This is a genomic window from Paracoccus sp. SSK6 (assembly GCF_039770665.1).
Taxonomy (GTDB): domain Bacteria; phylum Pseudomonadota; class Alphaproteobacteria; order Rhodobacterales; family Rhodobacteraceae; genus Paracoccus.
Genome location: NZ_JBDPNJ010000002.1, coordinates 123,517 through 147,987 on the forward strand (window position 1 = coordinate 123,517; position 24,471 = coordinate 147,987).

At 67.4% G+C, this 24,471-nt stretch carries 18 protein-coding genes and 2 pseudogenes; 10 read left to right on the forward strand and 10 right to left on the reverse strand.

Features of this window, described 5'->3' with window-relative positions; genetic code table 11:
* Positions 1–8: 8 nt before the first annotated feature.
* Entirely contained in the window at positions 9–1,481 is a 1,473-nt protein-coding gene (locus AAIL68_RS02385) for an NAD-dependent succinate-semialdehyde dehydrogenase (protein WP_347137895.1), read from the reverse strand.
* A gap of 215 nt (positions 1,482–1,696) precedes the next feature.
* Positions 1,697–2,686 (reverse strand): P1 family peptidase, encoded by a 990-nt coding sequence (locus tag AAIL68_RS02390; RefSeq protein ID WP_347137896.1) that lies wholly within the window; start codon positions 2,684–2,686, stop codon positions 1,697–1,699.
* 266 nt (positions 2,687–2,952) lie between these two features.
* Between AAIL68_RS02390 and AAIL68_RS02395 the strand changes: the two genes are divergently transcribed.
* The 5 genes and pseudogenes from AAIL68_RS02395 (at position 2,953) to AAIL68_RS02415 (ending at position 6,609) form a co-directional block, all read left to right on the forward strand.
* On the forward strand, positions 2,953–3,180 hold the full coding sequence (locus AAIL68_RS02395) for a hypothetical protein (RefSeq protein ID WP_347137897.1): 228 nt from the start codon (positions 2,953–2,955) through the stop codon (positions 3,178–3,180).
* A gap of 3 nt (positions 3,181–3,183) precedes the next feature.
* Positions 3,184–3,980: pseudogene (locus tag AAIL68_RS02400) on the forward strand (Hint domain-containing protein).
* Between the two features lie 60 nt (positions 3,981–4,040).
* Complete coding sequence (gene smpB / locus AAIL68_RS02405; RefSeq protein WP_347137898.1) at positions 4,041–4,511, forward strand: SsrA-binding protein SmpB; 471 nt, start codon at positions 4,041–4,043, stop codon at positions 4,509–4,511.
* A 62-nt stretch (positions 4,512–4,573) separates the two neighbouring features.
* Entirely contained in the window at positions 4,574–5,428 is an 855-nt protein-coding gene (gene sseA, locus AAIL68_RS02410; protein WP_347137899.1) for a 3-mercaptopyruvate sulfurtransferase, read from the forward strand.
* On the forward strand, positions 5,428–6,609 hold the full coding sequence (locus tag AAIL68_RS02415; protein ID WP_347137900.1) for an amino acid aminotransferase: 1,182 nt from the start codon (positions 5,428–5,430) through the stop codon (positions 6,607–6,609). Before sseA ends, AAIL68_RS02415 begins: the two co-directional genes overlap by 1 nt.
* A gap of 18 nt (positions 6,610–6,627) precedes the next feature.
* On the opposite strand, the gene AAIL68_RS02420 is transcribed toward AAIL68_RS02415, so the two are convergent.
* Positions 6,628–8,793: a ComEC/Rec2 family competence protein gene (locus tag AAIL68_RS02420; protein WP_347137901.1), complete on the reverse strand. Its 2,166-nt coding sequence runs from the start codon at positions 8,791–8,793 to the stop codon at positions 6,628–6,630.
* Between the two features lie 98 nt (positions 8,794–8,891).
* Between AAIL68_RS02420 and gltX the strand changes: the two genes are divergently transcribed.
* The 3 genes from gltX to AAIL68_RS02435 all read left to right on the forward strand — a co-directional run bounded on the left by gltX (position 8,892) and on the right by AAIL68_RS02435 (position 12,394).
* Positions 8,892–10,286, forward strand: coding sequence for a glutamate--tRNA ligase (gltX, locus tag AAIL68_RS02425; RefSeq protein ID WP_347137902.1), 1,395 nt, complete (start codon positions 8,892–8,894; stop codon positions 10,284–10,286).
* Positions 10,287–10,363: 77 nt separating this feature from the next.
* Complete coding sequence (gene gltA / locus AAIL68_RS02430; protein ID WP_347137903.1) at positions 10,364–11,656, forward strand: citrate synthase; 1,293 nt, start codon at positions 10,364–10,366, stop codon at positions 11,654–11,656.
* 87 nt (positions 11,657–11,743) lie between these two features.
* Complete coding sequence (locus tag AAIL68_RS02435) at positions 11,744–12,394, forward strand: SDR family NAD(P)-dependent oxidoreductase (protein ID WP_347137904.1); 651 nt, start codon at positions 11,744–11,746, stop codon at positions 12,392–12,394.
* A 56-nt stretch (positions 12,395–12,450) separates the two neighbouring features.
* Here the strand turns inward: AAIL68_RS02435 and AAIL68_RS02440 are convergent, their stop codons facing one another.
* From AAIL68_RS02440 to AAIL68_RS02460, 5 genes are all read right to left on the reverse strand, one after another.
* Positions 12,451–14,262, reverse strand: coding sequence for an aminopeptidase P family protein (locus tag AAIL68_RS02440; protein WP_347137905.1), 1,812 nt, complete (start codon positions 14,260–14,262; stop codon positions 12,451–12,453).
* Positions 14,259–14,951: a metal-dependent hydrolase gene (locus tag AAIL68_RS02445; protein WP_347137906.1), complete on the reverse strand. Its 693-nt coding sequence runs from the start codon at positions 14,949–14,951 to the stop codon at positions 14,259–14,261. Before AAIL68_RS02445 ends, AAIL68_RS02440 begins: the two co-directional genes overlap by 4 nt.
* 73 nt (positions 14,952–15,024) lie before the next feature.
* Positions 15,025–16,761: a single-stranded-DNA-specific exonuclease RecJ gene (gene recJ, locus AAIL68_RS02450; protein WP_347137907.1), complete on the reverse strand. Its 1,737-nt coding sequence runs from the start codon at positions 16,759–16,761 to the stop codon at positions 15,025–15,027.
* A 70-nt stretch (positions 16,762–16,831) separates the two neighbouring features.
* On the reverse strand, positions 16,832–17,797 hold the full coding sequence (gene glpX, locus AAIL68_RS02455; protein WP_347137908.1) for a class II fructose-bisphosphatase: 966 nt from the start codon (positions 17,795–17,797) through the stop codon (positions 16,832–16,834).
* Positions 17,798–17,877: 80 nt separating this feature from the next.
* A complete protein-coding gene (locus tag AAIL68_RS02460; RefSeq protein ID WP_347137909.1) occupies positions 17,878–18,129 on the reverse strand; it encodes a BolA family protein in 252 nt (83 codons plus the stop codon).
* A 69-nt stretch (positions 18,130–18,198) separates the two neighbouring features.
* On the opposite strand from AAIL68_RS02460, the gene AAIL68_RS02465 reads away from it, so the two are divergent.
* Entirely contained in the window at positions 18,199–18,825 is a 627-nt protein-coding gene (locus AAIL68_RS02465) for a J domain-containing protein (protein ID WP_347137910.1), read from the forward strand.
* 56 nt (positions 18,826–18,881) lie between these two features.
* On the opposite strand, the gene lnt is transcribed toward AAIL68_RS02465, so the two are convergent.
* Positions 18,882–20,354 carry an apolipoprotein N-acyltransferase gene (gene lnt, locus AAIL68_RS02470; protein ID WP_347137911.1) on the reverse strand — a complete coding sequence of 491 codons (1,473 nt, stop codon included), beginning with the start codon at positions 20,352–20,354 and terminating at the stop codon, positions 18,882–18,884.
* 588 nt (positions 20,355–20,942) lie between these two features.
* Positions 20,943–22,430, reverse strand: a pseudogene (locus tag AAIL68_RS02475) (DEAD/DEAH box helicase); the annotation flags it as partial.
* A 280-nt stretch (positions 22,431–22,710) separates the two neighbouring features.
* On the opposite strand from AAIL68_RS02475, the gene argS reads away from it, so the two are divergent.
* Positions 22,711–24,453, forward strand: coding sequence for an arginine--tRNA ligase (gene argS, locus AAIL68_RS02480; protein ID WP_347137912.1), 1,743 nt, complete (start codon positions 22,711–22,713; stop codon positions 24,451–24,453).
* Positions 24,454–24,471: the final 18 nt, after the last annotated feature.

Sequence of the window (24,471 nt, forward strand, 5' to 3'; positions counted from 1 at the left end):
GCGATCCGTCAGATGGACAGGCAGATGTATTTCAGTTCCAGGTAATCCTCGATCCCGTGGCGGCTGCCCTCGCGGCCCAGGCCCGACTGCTTGACGCCCCCGAAGGGGGCCACCTCGGTCGAGATCAGGCCCGTGTTCACGCCGACGATGCCGTATTCCAGCGCCTCCTGGACGCGGGTGATGCGGCCGATGTCGCGGGCATAGAAATAGGACGCCAGCCCGAAGATCGTGTCATTGGCCTTGGCGATGACCTCCTCCTCGGTGTCGAACTTGAACAGGGGGGCCAGGGGGCCGAAGGTTTCCTCGGTCGCGACCTTCATACGGTCGGTGACGCCGGTGACGACGGTGGGCTGGAAGAACAGCCCCTCCATCCGGGTGCCGCCGGTGACGACCTGGCCGCCGCCGTCCAGAACGTCGCGGATATGTTCCTCGACCTTTTCCACGGCGTCCTGATTGATGAGCGGGCCGGTGGTCACGCCATCATCAAGCCCGTCGCCCACGCGCAGCTTGTCCACCGCCGCCGCCAGCCTCGTGGCGAAGGCGTCATAGACCCCGGCCTGGACATAGATGCGGTTGGCGCAGACGCAGGTCTGGCCGTTGTTGCGGAACTTGGACGCCATCGCGCCTTCCACCGCCGCGTCAAGGTCGGCGTCGTCGAAGACGATAAAGGGCGCGTTGCCGCCCAGTTCCATCGAACATTTCAGCACCTGGTCGGCCGCCTGGTGCAGCAGGATGCGCCCCACTTCGGTCGATCCGGTGAAGGTCAGCTTCCTGACCAGCGGGTTCTCGCAGAATTCCTTGCCGATGTCGCTGGACCGCGACGAGGTTATGACCGACAGGATCCCCTTGGGCAGGCCCGCGCGTTCCCCCAGCACCGCCATGGCCAGCGCCGACAGCGGGGTTTCCGCCGCCGGGCGGGCGACAAAGCCGCAGCCCACGGCCAGGGCGGGGGCGGCCTTGCGGGCGATCATGGCGTTCGGGAAATTCCAGGGTGTGATGGATCCCACCACGCCGATGGGCTGGCGGATTACCGTCAGGCGCTTGTCGGGCAGGTGGCCGGGGATGGTTTCGCCATAGACGCGCTTGGCTTCCTCGCCGAACCATTCGATGAAGCTGGCGCCATAGGCGATCTCTCCCTTGGCCTCGGGGAAGGGCTTGCCCATCTCGGCCGTCAGGATGCGGGCCAGGTCGTCTTGGTTCGCCATCATCAGGTCGAACCACTTGCGCATCACGCCTGCGCGGTCCTTGGCGGTGCGCGCGGCCCAGCCCTTCATCGCCTCGGCCGCGGCCTCGATGGCGCGGGCGGCATCCGCGCGGCCCAGATCGGCGACCTTGGCGATCACGTCGCCACGGGCGGGGTTCACGACATCGAAGGTCGCGCCATCGCCGGCCTCGACCCATTCGCCGGCGACAAAGGCGCGGGTTTCCAGAAGCGAGGGATCGCGCAGCAGGGTTTTCAGATCGGTGGAATGCTTGGTCATGGCTTGCTCCTCGGGCGGTCGGGCCATGATCATCACGCAGCGGGGCCGTTGTCAAAGCGCGGCTGGGGCCGCGCCGGGCTTGGGAATATCCTAAAAAGTTGCGCTGCGATGGAAACCGGCAAGGGGCGGCTGCGTTGAACAGGCATCGCTAAGCCTTCCCTCTTGGCGACCCTCTCTCTGATCGGGGCGGTGCGCGGGTCGCGCACCGCCCCTTTTCATGCGCGAAGGTCGCGCCAGCAGGGTTGCAGGTCACCCAGCGCAGGAAGGGCGGCGTGGACCCCCCGCGCAATGGCCCGCGCCAGGCAGGACGCGGCGGCATGACCCAGCAGGAAGGGGTCCGTGGCCGGGTCGGGCAGGGGCCTGGCGCCGGTCGAGACCGCAAAGACCAGATCGCCATCGAAGGGCGTATGGCTGGGCACAAGCGCGCGGGCCATTCCGTCATGGGCGGCAATGGCAAGGCGATGCAATGCCGCCTTGTCCATGGCGGCGTCGGTGGCGACGATGGCGATGGTGGTGGCCTCGCCCAGGCGCTTCGCGGGCGCGGGTTCATCGGCGGCCAGGAAGGTCGCGGGCAGACCAAGGCCGCCGAATTCGGCGTCCAACTCCCAAGGTGCGGCCCAGAAATGCCGGCTGTCGTCCACGGTGGCCTGCCCAAGCGCATTGACCACGACCAAGGCGCCTAGGGTCAGCCCGTTCTCCAGCACCACCGAGGCCGAGCCCAGCCCGCCCTTCAGGTTCGCCGTGGTCGCCCCGGTCCCCGCGCCCGCCGTGCCGATGGCGAAATCCGCGGCGGCGGCGTCGATGGCCCTGCGCCCAAGCGCCGGATAGGGATTGTCCGTCCACTCCTTGTTCCCGCCGTTCAGCAAGTCGAAGACGATCGCCCCCGGCACGATGGGCACCCGTGCCGGGCCCACGGCAAACCCCCGCCCCGCAGCAGCCAGCCCCCCCATCACCCCGTCGCAGGCCGCGAGGCCAAAGGCCGACCCGCCCGACAGGACAAGCGCATCGACCCCGGCCACCAGCTTGTCCGGGGCCAGCAGGTCGGTTTCCCGCGTCCCCGGTGCGCCGCCCATGACATGGACCGCCGCCGCAAAGGGCGCATCGCCGGTCAGCACCGTGACGCCGGATTTCAGGCGCCGGTCGTCGGCGTTGCCGACTCGCAGGCCGGGGATGTCGGTGATGAGGTTTCGGTAACCGGGTCGCATGCTTGCCCCATGGTTGATTTGACACGTTTCATTGAAAATATCTTCAACGAAAAACAAAAGGTTGCAACAAGATTAACATTGGTTAATGGACAAAAAACATCAGGAAATTGAGTTTGCCTGCAGGATTGGCGAATGGCCCAAGTATACGAAATTGGCTTCGTTCCGGTTGGCGGAGTTGCCTGGGCCAACAGGGTGGGGTTCTCCAGCTCGAACGGCGTCAAGGACGGCGGGATGCAGTGGGGAAGCGAGCCTCCTGCCGGACCACGATGACCCTGAGCTATGACGCCATAGGCGGCTTGGCCATCTGGGATGAAAACGACACCTTCTCGGACGACCCGCAGAACCCTGACTGGACAGGCCTGCCCTATCCTCCGCACAAGCAATTCGTGGATACCGACGGATATGCGGTCGGCGGCACGTCCTATCCGCGCGGCACCCTTCAGATCGAGAATGAATACGAGGTGTTGCTGACAGGGTCGGACGGCAAGACCTAAACCATGGTCGCGGTATCCGGCACCTATTATTCCGATCCCACCAATACCTGGAGCCGCACCGAACTTGGCATCATCGGCGTCACCTTCGTGGGCGACTGGCCGCCATCGGATACAGCCCTGACCTTCCAAGCCAATGCGGACGGGCGAACCTTTCCCTACACCTCCATCAAGGGACCGGATGAGGTGCCGTGTTTCACCGCCGGAACCCTGATCGACTGCCAGCACGGGCCACGCCTGGTCGAGGATTTGCGCGTCGGCGATCTGGTCATGACGCGCGACCACGGCTTGCAGCCCATCCGCTGGATCGGAAGCCGAATGCTGTCCGCCCAAATGCTGCGCGACCGGGCAATCTGCGCCCCGTCAGGATCGCCGCGCAGGCCTTGGGACCGGAAAGCCCCTCGACCGACCTGCTGGTATCGCCGCAGCACCGGATCCTGGTCCGGTCGCGGATCGCGCAACGCATGTTCGGCACCGACGAGGTTCTGGTTGCCGCCAAGCATCTGCTGGCGGTGGACGGGATCGAGATCGCGCAGGATTTGGATCGGGTCGAATATTACCACATCCTGTTCGACCAGCATGAAATCGTCGTCGCCAACGGCGCGGAAACCGAATCGCTCTATGTCGGTTCTAGTGCCTTGCGGGCGGTCGATGCGCAGGCGCGGCAGGAAATCCTGACGCTGTTTCCCGAACTTGCCGACGACAGCCACCAGCCAGAAAGCGCGCGCTTTCTGGTTGCCGGGCGTCAGGGCCGCAAACTGTCGGAACGCCATGCGCTGAACGGCCAGCCGCTGATGGCGTGATGGGCGGGCGCAGGCGCGGCACCTTTACACGTCGCGTCCTGCCCCCTATCTCTCCCCGTCATGGCCCAGGAACCCGACAAGAACTACAAGATCATCGCCGAGAACCGGCGGGCGCGCTTCGATTACTTCATCGAAAGCGACCTCGAGGTCGGCATCGTCCTGACCGGGTCCGAGGTGAAAAGCTTGCGCACCGGGCAGTCGAACATCGCCGAAAGCTATGCCTCGGTCGAGGATGGGGAATTGTGGCTGATCAACGGCTATATCGCCGCCTACAAGCAGGCCGGCGTCTTCGGGCACGAGGAACGGCGCAAGCGCAAGCTGCTGGTGTCGCGCAAGGAACTGGCGCGGCTGTGGCAGGCCATCGGGCGCGAAGGGATGACGCTGGTCCCGCTGGTGATGTATTTCAACCACCGCGGCATCGTGAAGCTGAAGATCGGCGTCGCCAAGGGCAAGAAGAACCACGACAAGCGCGAAACCGACGCCAAGCGCGACTGGAACCGCCAGAAGCAGCGGCTGCTGAAGCAGGGCTGACGGCCATTGCACGGGCGCGCGCCGCCCTGTAGATCAGGCCCGCACCGGGACGGGAGGGGGCCATGCAGGACGATCCGAAAACGCTGGTCTCGACCGAATGGCTGGCGGCGCATCTGAACGATCCCGACCTGCGCATCCTGGACGCAAGCTGGCACATGCCCGCCACGGGCCGCGATGCGCGGGCCGAATATGACGCGGCCCATATCCCCGGCGCGCGCTTCTTCGACATCGACGCGATCGCGGACAAGCGCAGCACCCTGCCGCACATGGCGCCGCCGGTCGAGATGTTCATTTCCCGAATGCGCGCCATGGGCGTGGGCGACGGGCATCAGGTCGTGGTTTACGACAATTCCGATGCGCGCAGCGCCGCGCGGGTCTGGTGGACCTTTCGCCTGATGGGCAAGACGGATGTCGCGGTCCTGGACGGCGGCTTCGCCAAGTGGCAGGCCGAGGACCGCCCGGTCGAGGACATGGCCCCGATCCTGCGCGACCGCCACATCACCGTGCAGCGCCAGGCCGGACTGGTCCGCGACGTGACCCAGGTGGCCCTGGCCAGCAAGCTTGCCGACCATCAGATCGTCGATGCCCGCGCGCCCGAACGGTTCCGGGGCGAGGCGCCCGAGCCGCGTCCCGACCTGCGGTCAGGCCATATTCCCGGCGCCCGGAATGTGCCCTTCGGCCGCCTGCTGAACGCGGATGGCACCATGAAATCGCCCGATGACCTGCGCGCGGAATTCGAAGCCGCCGGGGTCGATCTGAAAAAGCCCGTCATCACCAGTTGCGGCAGCGGCATCACCGCCGCCGTGCTGTCGCTGGCGCTGGAACGGATCGGGCACCGCAACCACTCGCTTTACGACGGAAGCTGGACCGAATGGGGCAGCTTCCCGGACCTGCCCATCGCAACCGGAGACGCCTGATGCTGTCGAACCTGAAACCCCAAGCCCCCGATTCGATCCTGAAGCTGATCGAGGAGTTCAAGGCCGATACCCGGCAGGGCAAGATCGACCTGGGCGTCGGCGTCTACAAGGATCCGCAAGGGGTGACGCCGGTCATGCGCGCGGTCAAGGCGGCCGAACAGCGGATCTGGGAAAGCCAGACGACCAAGGCCTATACCGGCCTGGCGGGCGAACCCGAATACCGCAACGCCATGGCGCAAATGGTGCTGAAGGACGTGCCGTCCGACCGGCTGGCGTCCCTGGCGACCGTCGGCGGCACCGGCGCGATCCGGCAGGCGCTGGAACTGGCGCGTTTGGCCAATCCGGGCGTGACGGTCTATGTGTCGAACCCGACCTGGCCCAACCACCTGTCGATCATGAAGTTCATGGGCCTGCCCTTCGTCGAATACCGCTATTTCGACGCGGAAACGCGGGGCGTCGATTTCGACGGGCTGAAGGCCGATATTGCCAAGGCAGGCAAGGGCGACATCGTGCTGCTGCACGGCTGCTGCCACAACCCGACCGGCGCGAACCTGTCCATGGATCAGTGGAATGAGGTCGCGGCAATCCTGGAAAAATCCGGCGCGATCCCGCTGATCGACCTGGCCTATCAGGGCTTCGGCGACGGGCTGGAGGAAGATGCGGCCGCCACCCGCATGATCGCGCAGCGCCTGCCCGAGGTGCTGATCGCCGCCTCCTGCTCCAAGAACTTCGGCATCTATCGCGAACGGACCGGCATCCTGTTCGCGCTGGCGGAAAATGCTGCCGCGCGCGATCTGGCTCAGGGGTCGATGGCGTACCTCAACCGGCAGAACTATTCGTTCCCGCCGGACCATGGCGCCCGCATCGTCAGCACCATCCTGTCTGATGATGCGCTGCGCGCCGACTGGGCGGCCGAGCTTGAGGAAGTCCGCAACACCATGCTGGGCCTGCGCGCGCAGCTGGCATCGGAACTGCGCGAGTTGTCGGGCAGCGATCGCTTCGATTTCATCGGCCAGCATCGCGGCATGTTCTCGCGCCTTGGCGCCACGCCGGAACAGGTCCAGAAGCTGAAATCCGACGCGGCGATCTACATGGTGGGCGATTCGCGGCTGAACATTGCGGGGCTGAACCAGCATACGGTGCCGGTCCTGGCCCGCGCGATCATCGACGCAGGGATCTGACCGGGCCTGCGTCGCGGTCTAGCCGGGATCGCGGCGCAAATCCTTGACGCTGCGCAGCACCGGGCCGTTGTCATTCATGTCGATGGCGACAGCCCCCGTGGCGCGCAGCCGCCCCGGATCCAGCATCAGGCAGGGCCATTCGGCTTGCGGCATCTTTGCCGACACCACGACGATGCGGTCCGGCTGGCAGGCGGCAGGGGCGCGTGTCTCGGCTCCCTTGCCGGTGAAATGCCAGACCTGCCAGCCATTGGGCAGCGCCGCCATGCGGTCGCGCCTGTCGCCCTGCCAGGCGGGGCGGGCGGCTGACTCCTCCTGCGTGGCGATGTCGCCGTCTTCCTGCAGCCAGGTGCTGACCACGAAGGTCCCGCCAGAAGGCTTTGACACGGCGCGGCCCTGCGGGGTCATCAGCCCGACCGCCTCGCCTTCGGGCGCGACCAGCAGCAGGGGGCGGCTGGCAGTCAGCCAGATCGCCCCGGATGCGGCCAGCATCACCAGTCCGGCCAGAAAGCCCATGCCCATCAGGCTGGCCCGCCGTGCAATGACCCCCTGCCGCCAGCACAGCACCGCCAGCGTCGCGCCAAAGCACATCAGCGGAATCACCGGGGCAGGGGGCAGCGGCAGGGCCGTGACCGCACCGTCGAGACCCGCCACATATTCCGCCACCCGCAGCATCCACCGGGTGCCCAGGCCCATGACCCACAGCGCCGGTCCCGCCAGGCCCACGGGGGCCAGCAGCGCCCCGATGACACCGACAGGCATCACCAGCGCGCCCATCACCGGCACGACCAGCAGGTTTGCGAGCAACCCATACTGCGCCATCCGGTTGAAATGCGCGGCAGCCAGCGGCGAGGTCGCGACGGAGGCCACCAGCGATGAAACGATCAGCATCGCCACAGGCCGTAGCCAGAAAGGCAGGTGGGGCGCGATGCGCGACCACGGCCCGGCGGACAGGATCAGTGCGACGGTGGCCGCAAAGCTCATCTGGAAGCCGGGATGGGTCACGGCCTCGGGCGAATAGATCAGGATGATGGTCGCAGCCAGGGCGATGGTGCGCAGCGAGATCGCGCGCCGGTCCGCCATGATCGCCAGCAGCATCACAGCGACCATGACAAAGGCGCGTTCCGTGGCAACCCCGCCGCCCGACAGCCACAGATAGGCGGCCGATGCCAGCAGCGCGCCAAGCGCCGCGAGCTTGTGGACGGCTTGCGGCAACGGTGCCCCAAGGCCCTGCGCCAGCACCAGCGCCATGCGCAGCGCGGTATAGACAAAGCCCGCCAGCATCGACATGTGCAGGCCGGAGATCGAGATGATGTGGTACAGGTTCGCGGCGCGCATCACCTCGTTCGTGGCCTCCTCGATCCCTGAACGATCCCCGGTCATCAGGGCGGATGCAACGGCCCCTTCCTGCCCGCCGATGCCGTCCTGGATCGCACGGCTGACCGCCATGCGGGCGCGGTGCATGGCCCACATCCCGCCCTCGGCCGGTTCGACGGTCATGATGGGCGTGCGGGTGTAGCCCACGGCGCCCAGGCCCTCGAACCAGGCAAGCCAGCGGAAATCGAAGCTGCCGGGAGAGGCGGGGGCAGGGGGCAGGCCAAGATGGCCCGTCAGCATCACCCGTTGGCCCAGGGGCGGCAGCGGGTCGGCCTGGTCCATCAGCGACAGCCGCACCTTGCCGGGCGTGCGGTCGGGTGCGGTATCGCGCAGGACCACCCGGTCCAGCGTCAGCCGGATCCGGTCGCGGGCGGAACGGTCGATCTCGACCAGCCGCCCTTCGATGGGGCCATAATACCGCCATTCCATCACCGGCGCGGCGACGGTGGCGGATCGCAATTCGATCAGGCCGAAGCCCGCGATGACCAGCAGCAATGCGGTCGAGCCGATCCGCAGCGCATCGGCAAGCGCCCAGCCGATGCGCCCGCCTTCGGCCCAGGGCAGGGCCAGTCGCCCGACCGAAAGTGAGGCCAAGGCCAGCAGGCCAAGCGCGACCCACACCCCGCGTCCGGGCGGAACGGGCAGGGCGAACCACAACGCGATCCCGGCGGCCAGGCAGACCGGCACCCAGGCGAACAGCCCGACGCGCGCCATGGCGGCCATCCGAACGGGCCGCGCGGCCGGGTGGCGCGATGCCCCCCGCGCGCCGGAAAAGCCCGGCAGCGCCGTGATGTCGCCCTGGGCGGCCATTCTTGTCCTTTCGCACCGGCTTCTCTATTTCTGCCCCCGAACACTGGCATGGACTGCTTACCAAAGCGTTAATGCCCGCCCGGATCAGGAAGGCCGCCATGTCCGACACGCCGATTGTCACCCGCTTCGCCCCCTCGCCCACGGGATATCTGCATATCGGCGGGGCACGCACGGCGCTGTTCAACTGGCTTTACGCACGGGGCCGGGGCGGCAAGTTCCTGTTGCGGATCGAGGATACCGACCGCGCCCGGTCCACGCCTGAAGCCACCGAGGCCATCCTGAAGGGCCTGACCTGGCTGGGCCTCGACTGGGACGGCGAGCCGATCAGCCAGTTCGCCCGCGTCGAGCGCCATGCCGAGGTCGCGCGCCAGATGCTGGCCGACGGCACCGCCTACAAGTGCTTTTCCACCCCCGAGGAGATCGCCGCCTGGCGCGAGGCGAATCCCCGCCAGCCGTTCCAGAGCCCCTGGCGCGATGCGGCCGACCTGCCGGATGCGCCCTATGCCATTCGCCTGCGCGCGCCGCGCGACGGCGAAACCGTCATCGACGACGCCGTGCAGGGGCAGGTGCGGGTGGCCAACGACCAACTGGACGACATGATCCTGCTGCGGTCGGATGGCACGCCCACCTATATGCTGGCGGTGGTGGTGGACGACCACGACATGGGCGTCACGCATGTGATCCGGGGCGACGACCACCTGACCAACACCTTCCGGCAGGTGCAGATCTTCGACGCGATGGGCTGGCCCCGGCCGGTCTTCGCCCATATCCCCCTGATCCATGGCGAGGATGGCAAGAAGCTGTCGAAACGCCACGGCGCCGTGGGCCTGCACGAATTCGCCGCCCTTGGCTATCCGGCGGCGGCGATGCGCAACTATCTGGCGCGGCTGGGCTGGAGCCATGGCGACGACGAACTGTTCGACGACGCGCAAGCCCGCGAATGGTTCGACCTGGGAGGCATCGGCCGGGCGCCCGCGCGGCTGGATTTCAAGAAGCTGGAGCATGTGAGCGGCCATCATATCGGCACCATGGCGGATGCCGAGTTGCTGGCGATCCTGGACCAGTTCCTTCTGGAAACCGGCAAGGCGCCCCTGACGCAACGTCAGAAGGACCGGCTGGTGCCCGCGCTTTCCGCCTTGAAGGAAAAGGCGAAAACCCTGCCGCAACTGCTGGACCAGGCCCGCTTCGCGCTGATCGAGCGGCCGGTGGATGTGGACGAGAAAGCATCGAAGTCGCTGGATACGGTATCCCGTGGTATGCTGTCCGCGTTGACTGCCGCAGTGCAGCATGCTAGCTGGACCCGAGACGAGCTGGAGGCGGCTGCCAAGCAGGTTGCCGAGGATAACGGCGTCGGTTTAGGCAAGCTGGCGGCGCCTCTGCGGGCTGCTCTGGCGGGCCGGACGGCCACCCCCAGCGTGTTCGACATGATGACGGCGCTAGGCCGCGAGGAATCGCTGGCCCGGCTTCAGGACCAGACGGATTTGGCAGGCTGACGGCCTGCCCCCACTTGCCAGGTCGTCCTGCGAGGAGTCGAAGGTCGGCCCGGCCCAGCCGGAAAAGGACGCTTTGGATGGCCGACGCGACGACCGCCACACTCAAGATCAACGACTCGGAATACGAGCTGCCGGTCCTTCGCCCGACCGAGGGGCCGGACGTGCTGGATATCCGCAAGCTCTACGGGCAGGCGGACGTGTTCACCTATGATCCCGGCTTCACCTCGACCGCAAGCTGCGATTCCACCATCACCTTCATCGACGGCGACAAGGGAGAGCTGTGGTATCGCGGCTATCCGATCGAGCAGCTTGCGGCCAAGTCGCATTACCTGGAGGTCTGCTATCTGCTGCTCTACGGCAACCTGCCCAATGCCGAGCAGATGGAGGATTTCGAGCGCCGCGTGACCCGTCACACGATGGTGCACGAACAGATGCACAACTTCTTCCGGGGCTTCCGCCGGGACGCGCATCCGATGGCGACCATGGTGGCCGTGGTCGGCGCCATGTCGGCCTTCTACCACGATTCGACCGACATCAACGACCCCTGGCAGCGCGAGGTCGCCTCGATCCGGCTGATCGCCAAGGTGCCGACGATCGCGGCCATGGCCTACAAGTATTCGATCGGCCAGCCTTTCGTCTATCCGCAGAACGAACTGGATTACGCCAGCAACTTCCTGCACATGTGCTTCTCGGTCCCGGCCGAGAAATATGTGGTGGACCCGGCCCTGGCCCGCGCCATGGACCGCATCTTCACGCTGCACGCGGATCACGAACAGAACGCCTCGACCTCGACCGTGCGGCTGGCGGGATCGTCGGGCGCGAACCCCTTCGCCTGCATCGCGGCGGGCATCGCCTGCCTGTGGGGGCCTGCCCATGGCGGCGCGAACCAGGCCGCGCTGGAAATGCTGCGCGAGATCGGCACCGTGGACCGCATCCCGGAATATATCGCCAAGGCCAAGGACAAGTCCGATCCCTTCAAGCTGATGGGCTTCGGCCACCGGGTCTACAAGAACTTCGACCCGCGCGCGAAGGTGATGAAGGAATCGGCGGACGAGGTTCTGGATCTGCTGGGCATCCACAACAATCCGACGCTGCAGGTCGCCAAGGAACTGGAAAAGATCGCGCTGGAAGACGAATATTTCGTCGAGAAGAAGCTCTATCCCAACGTCGATTTCTATTCGGGCATCATCCTGGAGGCCATGGGCTTCCCCACATCCATGTTCACGCCGATCTTCGCGCTGTCGCGCACGGTGGGCTGGATCGCGCAGTGGAAGGAAATGATCGCCGATCCGCAGGCCAAGATCGGCCGTCCGCGCCAGCTTTACGTGGGCGAGGGCAAGCGCGACTATATCGACGTGGCCGCGCGCTGATCGGCCGCATGTCGGACGGGGCCCCTGCGGGGGCCCTTTTTCGTTGCGCCCTTGCGAAGGCGCGGTGGCGGTGGCAAGGGGACGGCCATGACAGAGAATTCGAAAATCGCGCTGGTGACCGGCGCATCGCGCGGCCTGGGCGCGGCCCTGGCCGAGGATCTGGCCGGGCGCGGCTATCACGTGCTGGCCGTGGCCCGCACTGTGGGCGGGCTTGAGGAACTGGACGACCGCATCCGCCGGGCAGGCGGCAGTGCGACCCTGGCGCCGATGGACGTGACCGAGGCGCCCGCGATGCAGCAGCTGGCCGAGGCTGCGCTGAAGCGCTGGGGCGGGCTGGACCTGTGGGCGCATTGTGCGATCCACGCGGCGCCCCTGGCCCCCGCGCCGCATGTCGATGGCAAGGACTGGGCGAAATCGGTGCTGGTCAACATGGACGTGACGCGCGGGCTGATCGCCTTGCTGGAGCCGCTGCTGCGCGCGCGGGGCGGCACGGCGCTGTTCTTCGACGATCCCCGCGCGGGGCAGAAGTTCTTTGGCGCCTATGGCGCGACCAAGACGGGCCAGATCGCGCTGGCGCGAAGCTGGCAGGCCGAAAGCGTGTCGGTCGGCCCGCGCGTGGTCATTGCCGAGCCTGCGCCGATGCCCACCGCCGTGCGGGCGCGGTTCTTTCCGGGCGAGGATCGGGCGGCGCTGACGCCTTGCAAGGATGAGGCGGCGCGGATCCTGGACGCGCTTTGATTGCGTCCCGCGGTGGCCGGGGGCGCTTCGCCCCCCGGACCCCCCAAGGGTATTTTTTACAAAGAAGAAGTCCCTAGAGGCTGCGTTGCCTGATCCAGCCAGCGCCGCGTGTCGCCGTCCAGGTGTGGCGACAGGGTGTCGCGGACATGCGCGTGATAGCCGTCCAGCCACTTGATCTCATCCCGTGACAGCGCCGCGATGTCGATCAGGCGGCGGTCGATGGGACATAGCGTCAGCGTCTCGAAGCCCAGCATGGCGCGGCCGGGTTCGGCCTCGGCCTCGGTGAGGGCGATCAGGTTCTCGATGCGGATGCCGAAGGCGCCTTCGCGGTAATAGCCGGGCTCATTGGACAGGATCATCCCGGCTTCCAAGGCCAGGGTGCTGACTCGGCTGATGCGTGCCGGGCCTTCGTGGACGCAGAGCGCCGCGCCGACGCCATGGCCGGTGCCGTGGTCATAGTCGAGGCCCTGCGACCACAGGTATTGCCGGGCAAGCGCATCCAGATGCGCCCCCGCAACGCCCTTGGGAAAGCGCGCGCGGCTGATCGCGATCATGCCGCGCATCACGGCGGTATAGGGGGCGACGGCATCAGGTAGCGGATCGCCTAGCGGCACGGTGCGGGTGATGTCTGTGGTGCCGTCGGGATACTGCCCGCCAGAATCGATCAGCAGCACCTCGCCCGCCGCCAGACGGCGATTGGTCGCGCGGGTGACGCGGTAATGGACGATGGCGCCGTTCGGCCCCGCGCCGCAGATCGTGTCGAAGCTGATGTCGGTGATCCCGGCCTCCCGGCGCAGGGCTTCCAGCTTTTCCACCACGTCGATCTCGGTCAGGTCGGCCGGAGCCTGCGCATCCAGCCAGGCCAGCAGCCGCACCATCGCCACCCCGTCGCGCAGATGAGCCGCGCGCATCCCGGCCAGTTCGGCGGCGTTCTTGCGCGCCTTGGGCAGGATCGCGGGATCAGTAGCGCGGGCAATCTGGGTCTTGGCGCTTTCCAGCAGCCGGAAGGCCGCTTCGGGGGCCGAGGCGGAATCGATGCGCACCGGGCCTTCCAGATCCAGCAGCGCGGGGGCCAGTCCTTCGGGATGCAGGATCGCCACCTGATTGCCCAGATGGGCGCGCAGGGCGTCGTCGAACTTGGCGGGGTCGGCAAACAACGCCACATGGCCGTCATCGGACAGCACCGCGAAGGACTGCACGACCGGGTTTTTCGGCACGTCGCTGCCCCGGATGTTCAGCAGCCAGGAGATCGAATCGGGCAGCGTCAGCAGGGCGGCGGCCTGTCCATCGTCGCGCAGTTGCGCGGCAAGGCGGGCGCGCTTGTCGGCGGAGGTCTCGCCTGCCACGGCGTCGTCATGCGCCCACGCCCGGCCCACGGGCGGGGCGGGGCGGTCGGTCCAGACCGTGTCCAGCGGGTTCCTGTCCACCGCGATCAACCCGATACCGCTGTCGGCAAGGGCCTTTTCCAGCGTCTCGATCTCTTGGCGCGTATGCAGCCAGGGATCGAAGCCTAGGCGCCCGCCCTCGGGCAGGGCATCCCGCAGCCAGTCCGAGGGCCGGGTTTCCGGCCAGGGGACCGGCGTGAAATGCGCCGGATCGATCTGGGCCTTGACCTGCACGCGATAGCGGCCGTCGATGAACACCCCCGCTCGGTCAGGCGTCACGATGGCAAAGCCCGCGCTGCCGGTGAAGCCCGTCAGCCAGGCCAGCCGCGCATCGGCATCGGCCACATATTCGCCCTGATGGGCATCGGCGCGGGGGACGATGAAGCCGTCCAGACCCTCCAGGCCCATCTGCCTGCGCAGGGCAGACAGCCGCGCCGGATGATCGCTGCCGCCTGCGGGATCATCGAAACTCTGGAAGCTCACAGTTCGATCGCCTTCATGACCGCGGGTTCGATCACCCGCACGCCGGGGAGCCCATCGATCAGCGCCTGCGCGGATTGCTCCAGCAGCGGGAAGGTCTTGTAGTGGCAGGGGATCACCGTCCTGAAGTCGAAGTATTTGCGGGCCGCAAAGGCCGCGCGCTTCATGTCCATGGTGAAATGCCCGCCCGCACACAGGATGCCGATGTCCGGCTGGTGGTATTCGCCCATCCATCCCATGTCGGCCATGATGTCGGTGTCGCCCGAGACATAGATCACATGCCCTTCGCCCGCGATCATATAGCCCGATTCATGGCCCGCATAGATCGGCCCGTCCGCCCCGTCCAGCGAACTGGAATGGGACGCGTTCACCATCGTCACCTGCGCCCCGCCCAGATCGACGGTGCCGCCCTTGTTGAAGCCGATGCCCTGAATGTCGTGATGGGTGGCCCAGCTGCCCACCAGGTCATAGATGCCCGCGACCGGGATCCTCAGCTCCTTGGCGATGGCCAGCGCGTCGCCGGAATGATCGCCGTGGCCGTGGGTCAGAAGGATATGGGTGCCGCCCCCGATGGCCTCGGCACGGGCGTCCTCGGGGAAGACCGGGTTGCCGGAAATCCAGGGGTCGATCAGGATCACGGCACTCTCGATTTCCAGGCGAAAACCGGAATGTCCAAGCCAGGTCAGTTTCATCGTGTTTCCCTTGCCAATCTCAGGGGCAGGTTAGCGGCGGGCCTTGGGCGTGACCAGAGGGGGTCACATGCGATCACACGGGGGCTGCATCCTCCAGCCGCAGGCGCAGGCGTTCGCGCCCGCCCCAGGTGGAGAGATCCAGCTTGCCCGCCAGATGAAAGCGCCGCCCGCGCGCGCCGATCAGTGCCGGGCCAAGCGGGCCGGTCATCGCGCCCCAGGCCACGGCTTCCAGCGCGGGGCCGCCGGCGCTGCGGAAGGACAGGCGCAGGTGGCTGTCGCCCATGGTGCTGGCGCTGTCGATCAGCTGGTCGGCAAAGGCAAAGCGCGGCGCGGGCGCGGCCTGGCCGAAGGGGCCGGCATCTTCCAGCTGGCGATACATCCGCGGTGTGGCGCCCGCACATTCCATCAGGCCCGAAATGCGCAGGTCACGGGCGCCCGTGCGGCTTGCCAGATCGGCAGCGATCAAGTCGGAAAGACGCGCCATGGCGGCGGGGATCCTGTCCTCGGCCACGGTCAGGCCTGCGGCCATGGTATGCCCGCCACCCTTGATCAGCAGCCCTTCATCCGCAAGGCGGTGGATCGCGCGGCCCAGATCGACGCCGGGGACCGAGCGGGCGGACCCCTTGCCGATGCCCCCTTCCACGCCGATCACGACCGAGGGCAGGTCCGTCGCCTCCTTCACGCGCGCGGCGACGATGCCGACGACGCCCGGATGCCAGCCATCGCCCGCAGCCCAGGACAGGCGGGCATCGGCGCGGGCCTCGACCTGCGCAAGCGCCTCGTCGCGAACGGCGGCCTCGATGGCGCGGCGGTCGCGGTTCAGCATGTCGAGTTCCGCCGCCAACCGTCCGGCCTCTCGCGGGTCGCGGCAGGAGAGGCAGAGCGCCCCCAGATCGGCGCGGCCCACGCGGCCGCCTGCATTGATGCGCGGCCCCAGCAGGAAGCCCAGGTGGAAGGCACCCGGCGGGCCGTCAAGACGGGCCACATCGGACAGCGCGACCAAGCCGGGCCGCTGCCTGCGGGCCATGATCGCCAGCCCCTGCCGCACAAAGGCGCGGTTGACGCCCACCAGGGGCGCCACGTCGGCCACGGTCGCCAGCGCCACCAGATCCAGCATCGCCATCAGATCCGGCTCGGGACGGCCCATGCCGCGCAACACGCGCCCCGCTTGGACCAAGGTCAGGAACACCACCCCTGCGGCACAAAGATGGCCCAGCGATCCATCCTCGTCCGCGCGGTTCGGGTTCACGACAGCCAAGGCGGGGGGCAGCGTCTCGCCGCCAAGGTGGTGGTCCAGCACGATGATGTCGGTGCCCGCGGCGGCGGCCAGGGCGTCATGGCTCAACGTGCCGCAATCGACGCAGACGATCAGGTCGTGATCCGCCGCCAGCGCCGCCATGGCGGGTGCGTTCGGGCCATAGCCCTCGTCGATGCGGTCGGGGATATAGAGCGTCGCGTCCTGCCCCTGGCCGCGCAGCCAATCCAGCAGCAGGGCCGCCGAACTGCCGCCGTCCACGTCGTAGTCGGCAAAGATGGCGATGCGTTCGCCACCCACCGCCGCCGCGACCAGCCGTTCCGCTGCGATCCCCATGTCGCGCAGGGACAGCGGATCGGGCAGCAGGTCGCGCAGCCGGGGCGTCAGAAAGCCCTCGGCGCCTTCGGCCTCGACCCCGCGTTCGGCCAGGATTCGGGCGACGGGCAGGGGCAGCCCGGTACGCTGCGCCAGCCCCTCGGCCAGACGGTCCGCCGTGCTGTCCGGGCCGACCCACCGCCGACCCGTCAGCGATTGCTCGATTCCCAGAAACGTCACGGCAGCACCTTCTTCTTTGTCCAAAATACCCTGGGGAGCCGCGCGGAAGGCGCGGCGGGGGCAAAGCCCCTTACCTGATCGGGTTGCGATAGATCATCCGCCGGACGGATCCGGTCTTGGACCGCATCAGGATCGTCTCGGTTTGCAGGTAATTCGGCTCGCGCTTGACACCCGCCACGATGGATCCGTTCGTCACGCCCGTCGCGGCGAAGATCACGTCGCCCGTCACCAGTTCGTCGCGGGAATAGATGCGGTCAAGATCGGTGATGCCCGCCTTGCGCGCCCGGCCCCTTTCGTCGTCGTTGCGGAACAAAAGCTTGCCCCACATCTGCCCGCCCATGCATTTGAGCGCGGATGCGGCCAGCACGCCCTCGGGCGCACCGCCGGACCCCATATACATGTCGATGCCCGTCAGCTCAGCCTCGGCGCAATGGATCACGCCCGCCACGTCGCCGTCCGTGATCAGCCGGATCGCTGCGCCGGTGGAGCGGACCTCGGCCACCAGATCCTCGTGCCGGGGACGTTCCAGGATGCAGACGGTGATGTCGCTGTCCTGGACGCCGCGCGCCTGCGCCAGGGCGCGCACGCGCTGCGACGGCGTCATCTCAAGGCTGACCACATCGGTCGGATAGCCCGGCCCGACCGCCAGCTTCTCCATATAGACATCGGGCGCGTGCAGCAGCGTGCCGCGCGGGGCCATGGCGATCACGGTCAGCGCGTTCGGCATGTCCTTGGCGGTTAGCGTGGTGCCTTCCAGCGGGTCCAGGGCGATGTCCACCTCGGGGCCTTCGCCGGTGCCGACCTCCTCGCCGATATAGAGCATCGGGGCCTCGTCGCGCTCGCCCTCGCCGATGACGACGACGCCCTTGATGTCCAGCATGTTCAACTGGTCGCGCATGGCGTTGACGGCGGCCTGATCGGCGGCCTTTTCATCGCCGCGCCCGATCAGCCGGGCCGAGGCATGGGCGGCAGCCTCGCTGACGCGGGCCAGGCCCAGCGAAAGCATCCGGTCGTTGAAGTCCTTGGGCGCGGTCATGTCCATTCCTCGTTCTGGCAGCCTGGGCGGGTCTTACGCCCCGCCTGCCGCAGCGGCAAGCCTGACGGCGCTAACGCGCCTCACGCCTCGGTCAGGTCGAGCGCCAGGGCATGGATGCGCGGCACGATGTCGCCCAGGGTGCGGTGGACCAGCCGGTGCCGCTGCACCCGGCCAAGATCCGCAAAGGCTGGGCTTGCCATGCGGATGCGGAAATGGGTCTGCCCGCCGTCGCGGTATCCCGCATGGCCGCGATGGCTTTCGCTTTCGTCGATGACCTCGAGCCGCGTCGGGTTCAGCACGGCCAGCCTGTCGCGCATTTCATCCGCAATCATTCGTCAAGACCTTTCATGTCGCGTCAAAAACCCTAAACTGCCGCCTCCGAGTCGCAAAGGTGCCCCAGAATGAGCAGTAACGACCCGTTCGGCTTCGACATTTCGGCCGCGAAGGACAAGAAGCGCAAGACCAAGGGCCGTCGCGGCATGTCCGGCGCCTTCGAGACTTCGACCCGCATCTGCGACAAGCAGGGCTGCGATGAGCCGGGCCAGTACCGTGCGCCGAAGAACCCGCGCCACCTGGACGACTATTTCTGGTTCTGCAAGGACCATGTCCGCGAATACAACGCGAACTGGAATTACTTCCAGGGCCAGTCCGAGGAAGAGTTCCAGCAGTTCATCGACAACGCGACCGTCTGGGAACGCCCGACCAAGCCCTTTGGCCGCGCCGCGCAGGAAGGCAAATGGGCGCGCCACGGCGTCAGCGACCCGCTGGAGATCCTGGGCGCCAACGGCACCGCGCCCGAGGCCCGCGCCAAGGCCAGCCGCAAGCTGCCGCCCACCGAGCGCAAGGCCCTGGACATCCTGGAAGCCAAGGACACCTGGACGCGCGCCGAGATCCGCAAGCAGTACAAGTCGCTGGTCAAGGATCTGCATCCCGACATGAACGGCGGCGACCGCTCGGACGAGGATCGGCTGGCCGAGGTGGTCTGGGCCTGGGATCAGGTCAAGGACAGCCGGTTCTTCAAGGATTGAGGCCGCGATCTGGGGCCGACGTTGCCTTTGGGGTATTTAGGCAAAGAAGAAGCCCATCAGGCGCGCCTGCGGCGGATGAGGGCCGCAGAAAGGGCGAGCAACGTCAGAAGCACGGCAGGGGCATTGCCCCATCGCATCCAGGGTGTTTCCGGCAGAGGGGCGGGCAGGGCGGCATCGATCTTGCCCTCGGCGCCCAGGTCGAGCGACTGGCGGACATGGCCATGCGGGTCGATGACTGCGCTGATGCCGGTATTGGCCGCGCGGATCAGCGGCAGGCCGGATTCGATGGCGCGCAGTCGGGCTTGGGCGAGATGCTGGTAGGGGCCGGAGAACTGGCCGAACCAGGCGTCATTCGTGGCCTGAAGCAGCCATTCGGGGCGTTCCCCCAGGCCGCGCAGATACTGCGGGAAGATCGCCTCATAGCAGATCAGCGGCTGGAACGCGGGTGCGCCCGGCGCTGACATGATGGCAGGGCCGGTGCCTGCGGAATAACCGTTGCCTTGCTGCGCCGCAAAGGCGGTGATGCCGATCTGGGCCAGCGCGTCGCCCCAGGGGATGTATTCGCCGAACGGGACAAGGTGGAACTTGTCGTAGATTTGCCCCACCGTCGCGTCCGGGTTCAGCACGGCAAGGCTGTTGTAGAAGCGGCTGCCCTCGCGCCGCTGGATGCCCATGACCAGCGGCGCGCCTGCCGCCTGGGCCATGGCGGGCAGGACCGGGCCCGCGTCCTCCAGCAGGAAGTTCACGGCGGTTTCTGGCCAGATGACCAGATCGCGGGGGCCGGGCGCCGCCGACAGATCCAGCAGGCGCTGGAAGAACACCGCCGCCCATTCGGGATCCCATTTCAGGTGCTGCTGGGCATTGGGTTGGACAATGCGGACGATGGTTTGCGTATCAGGCGGCAGGGGCCGCGACTGCCGCGCCATTCCGGCAGCCCAAAGCCCGCCGGTCAGCGCCAGCGCGGCAAGGACAGCGGGCAGAAGGCGCGAGATCGAGGGAAGGACGGCCAAGGTCAGCGTGATCAGGCTCAGCCCGATGGCGCCTGTCCAGGCGGCGGTTTGCGCAAGGGGCGTGTCGATCCAGACATGGCCGGTCAGCGACCAGGGCAGGCCGGTGAAGATCCAGCCGCGCAGCCAGTCCGACAGGACCAAGGCGGCGGCAATCGCCAGGGCGCGACGCGGGGCATCAGCGGCAAGGCGCGCCGCCAGTCCTGCCGGAATGGCCCAGAACAGCGCGCCGCCAAGCGCCATCAGGAACAGGGCGAAGGGCGCCATCCAGCCATAGATGTCAGGCTCGACCAGGAAGGGCTCGACGATCCAGCTCATCGACAGGCCGAACCAGCCGATACCGCCCGCCAGCATGGGCCAGAAAGCCCCGCTGGCCCGCGCGGCACGGTGGATCAGCAGCGCTAGGGCCAGCGGGGTCGCGATCCAGATGCCGAAAGGCGGCAGGCCAAGGGCCGCGACCAGGCCAAGCGCCAGGTCGGCCCCAAGCCGCCGCAGCGGCAGTCGTCCCGTCAGGGCGCGCATCGGCGGCGGTCAGGCCTCGGCGTCGGCGTTGGGCTGGGCCTCGGCGGCAGGCGCCTCGTCAGCCTTCTTGCGGCGGGTGCGTTTGGGCTTGGGAGCCTCCTCGGCCACGGCCTCGGCGGGTTCCTCGGCCTTCTTGCGACGGGTGCGCTTGGGTTTCTCGGCCGGCTCGGCCGGGGCATCCGTGGCTTCGACCTCGATCTTTTTGCGGCGGGTGCGCTTGGGCTTGGGGGCTTCTTCGGCCACAGGATCGGCGGCAGGGGCTTCGCTGACAGGAGCCTCCGGGGCAGGGGCCTCGGCCAGAGGTTCGGGCGCGGCCTCAGTCGCGGCTGCCTCAACCGGCGCGGCTTCAGCCGGGGCTTCCTCGACCGCTGCAGCTTCAGGCAGGACGGCCTCGGCAGGCGCGGTTTCGGCTTCAGGCGCCTCGGTCACCGTTTCGGGCTGCTCGGCCACGGATGCTTCGGCGTCAACGCGCCCTTCGCCCTTCTTGCGGCGGTTGCGGCCACGGCGAGGCTTGTCGGCAGAGGCCTGGGTGGCCATGGGCTCGGCAGCCTCGACCGGCTTTTCGGCGCGGTCCTCGGGTTCGGCGGCAGTGGAGGCCAGGGCCGGGCGCAGTTCGACCAGCATGAATTCCGGCACGTGATCGCCCATGCCCATCACGGCAGGACCGCGATGATCCTCGCGGCGGTTCCGACGGTCGCGCGACGGGTCGCGGCGGTCTTCCCGTCGGTCGTCGCGGCGATCCTCGCGCCGGTCATCCCGCTGAACCTCGCGGCGCGGCTCCTCGCGTGCCGCTTCAATCGCGCGGTCCTCGCGCGGCTCGCGGCGTTCCTCGTCGCGGCCACGGCCCTTGTCGCGACCGCGTCCCTTGTCGCGGCCATTGCGGCGGTCTTCGCGGCCGCCGTTGCGGTCGGTTTCCGACAGGGTAAAGCCTTCGGGCAGGGGCGCGCGGGGCAGGGTCTGTTTCACCAGATTCTCGATGGCCGACAAATACTTCTCATCCGCAGGGGTGGCGATGCTGAAGGCGCTGCCCAGGCGTCCGGCGCGGCCGGTGCGGCCGATGCGGTGGACGTAATCCTCGGCATGGCTGGGCAGGTCATAGTTGAACACATGGCTGACCGCCGGGATGTCCAGGCCACGCGCCGCCACGTCGGAGGCGACCAGCAGTTTCAGCTTGCCGTCGCGGAAATTGTCCAGCGTGCGGGTGCGGTGGCTCTGGTCCAGGTCGCCATGGATGGGCGCCGCGTCATAGCCGTGCTTGGCCAGCGACTTGGCGACGATGTCCACGTCGGTCTTGCGGTTGCAGAAGATGATGGCGTTCGAGAGCTTCTCGCCCTCGGCGTCGATCAGGGCCCGCAGCAGGTCGCGCTTCTGCTTGGCCGCCAGATCGCGGCGCGAGGGCGCGAGTTCCACCAGCTTCTGGGTGATCGTCTCGCTGGTGGTGGCCTGGCGGGCGACCTCGATCCGCTCGGGGGCGTGCAGGAAGGTGTCGGTGATCCGCTCGATCTCGGGCGCCATGGTGGCGCTGAAGAACAGCGTCTGGCGCGTGAAGGGGGTCAGCTGGAAGATCCGCTCGATATCCGGAATGAAGCCCATGTCGAGCATCCGGTCGGCCTCGTCCACGACCATGATCTGCACGCCGGTCAGCAGCAGCTTGCCGCGTTCGAAATGGTCCAGCAACCGGCCCGGCGTGGCGATCAGCACGTCCACGCCCCGGTCGATCAGCTTGTCCTGTTCACCGAAGGACACGCCGCCGATCAGCAGTGCCTTGGTCAGGCGGGTGTGTTTGGCATAGGTGTCGAAGTTTTCCGCCACCTGGGCGGCCAGTTCGCGGGTCGGGCACAGGACCAGCGACCGCGGCATCCGCGCGCGCGCGCGGCCACGGCCCAGCAGCGTGATCATCGGCAGGGTGAAGCTGGCGGTCTTGCCGGTGCCGGTCTGCGCGATCCCCAGCACGTCGCGGCCTTCCAGCGCGGGCGGGATGGCGCCGGCCTGGATCGGCGTCGGCGTTTCATACCCGGCCTCGGCGATGGCCTTCAGCACCTTGGGGTCAAGCTTCAGGTCGGAGAATTTCGTCATTCAGGGGCTTTCCAAGACTTGCGCGCCGCTTGTCTGGCGCGATGCGTTCCATTGCCGCGCTTGCCCGGATGGCTGGTGCGGCCTGCAATGGGACGCAAGACTCGCACGCCCCCTCAGCCGGCCCGCCGGATGCGGGCCATGCAGCGACTTAGACCAAGCGGGCCGCCACGTCAATGTTTTCGCCCGGAAACCTCGCGTAAAAAGGCCTGTTTCGGGGGCTTTCGGTTGACCAGGCCCCGTCCCAGGCGGTAACCGGCGCGGGACACACAGGAAAGCGACGATGAACCTATTCACCGATCTGCGCGGCGTCGTCCTGGCCGCGCTGGACCAGATGACGCAGGCGGGCGAACTGCCGCAGGGCCTGGATTTCGCCAATGTGGCCGTGGAACCCCCGCGCGATCCCGCCCATGGCGACATGGCCACCAATGCCGCGATGGTGCTGGCCAAGCCCGCCGGCATGAAGCCGCGCGAGATCGCCGACAGGCTGGCCGCCCGCCTGACCGACCCGCGCATCGCGGCGGCCGAGGTCGCGGGGCCGGGCTTCCTGAACCTGCGCCTGTCCCCTGCCGTCTGGCAGGGCATCGTTGCCACCGCCATCCGCGAAGGCGCTGATTTCGGGCGTTCGGCCATCGGCGCGGGCCAGAAGGTCAACGTGGAATTCGTCAGCGCCAATCCCACCGGCCCGATGCATGTGGGCCATGTGCGCGGTGCGGTCTTCGGCGACGCGCTGGCGAACTTGCTGGCGTTCTCGGGTCATGACGTGACGCGGGAATACTACATCAACGACGGCGGCGCGCAGGTCGATGTGCTGGCGCGTTCCGCCTATGAACGCTACCGCGAGGCCAACGGGCTGGAACCCGAGATCCGCGAGGGGCTTTATCCCGGCGACTACCTGATCCCCGTGGGCGAGGCGCTGAAGGCGAAATACGGCACGACCCTGCTGGAGAAGCCCGAAGCCGAATGGCTGGCCGAGATCCGCGATTTCGCCACCGACGCGATGATGGCGATGATCCGCGAGGATCTCGCCGCCCTGGGCATCCGCATGGATGTCTATTCCAGCGAAAAGGCGCTTTACGGCACCGGCCAGATCGAGGCCGCGATCGAACGGCTGCGGTCCCTGGGCCTGATCTATCGCGGCGTGCTGGAACCCCCCAAGGGCAAGCTGCCCGAGGATTGGGAGGAACGCGAGCAGCTTCTGTTCCGGTCCACCGCCCATGGCGACGACGTGGACCGGCCGATCCAGAAATCGGATGGCGCCTGGACCTATTTCGCGCCCGACATCGCCTATCACTGGTCCAAGATCGACCGGGGCTTCGATCAGTTGATCGACGTGTTCGGCGCCGACCACGGCGGCTATGTCAAGCGCATGAACGCCGCCGTCGCGGCGCTGTCGGACGGGCGCGTGCCGCTGGACATCAAGCTGATCCAGCTGGTCAAGCTCTACAAGAACGGCGAGCCCTTCAAGATGTCGAAGCGCGCGGGCACCTTCGTCACCCTGCGCGACGTGGTGGAGGAAGCGGGCGCCGACGTGACCCGCTTCATCATGCTGACGCGCAAGAACGATGCGGCGCTGGATTTCGATTTCGCCAAGGTGCTGGAGCAGTCCAAGGACAACCCCGTCTGGTATGTCCAGTATGCCAGCGCACGGGTCCATTCGGTCCTGCGCCGCGCAACTGATTCGGGCATCGACGTGAGTGATTCGGCGCTTGCCGGTGCGGATCTGACGATTCTGGCGCATCCGGCGGAACTGGATCTGGCGCGGAAAGTTGCCGAATGGCCGCGTCTTGTCGAACATGCGGCCCGTGCCCACGAACCCCACCGCGTCGCGTTTTTCCTGTATGAAATCGCGTCCGACCTGCATTCGCTGTGGAACCGGGGCAACGACGACACGTCCCTGCGCTTCGTGCAGGATGGCGATCCTGCCACGTCCCAGGCAAAAATCGCGCTGGTGCGTGCAGTTGGCGTTGTTATTTCAAGCGGTCTCGCTATCCTTGGGGTCACACCGGCCAAGGAAATGCGCTGACATCACAAGGCGCCCCTG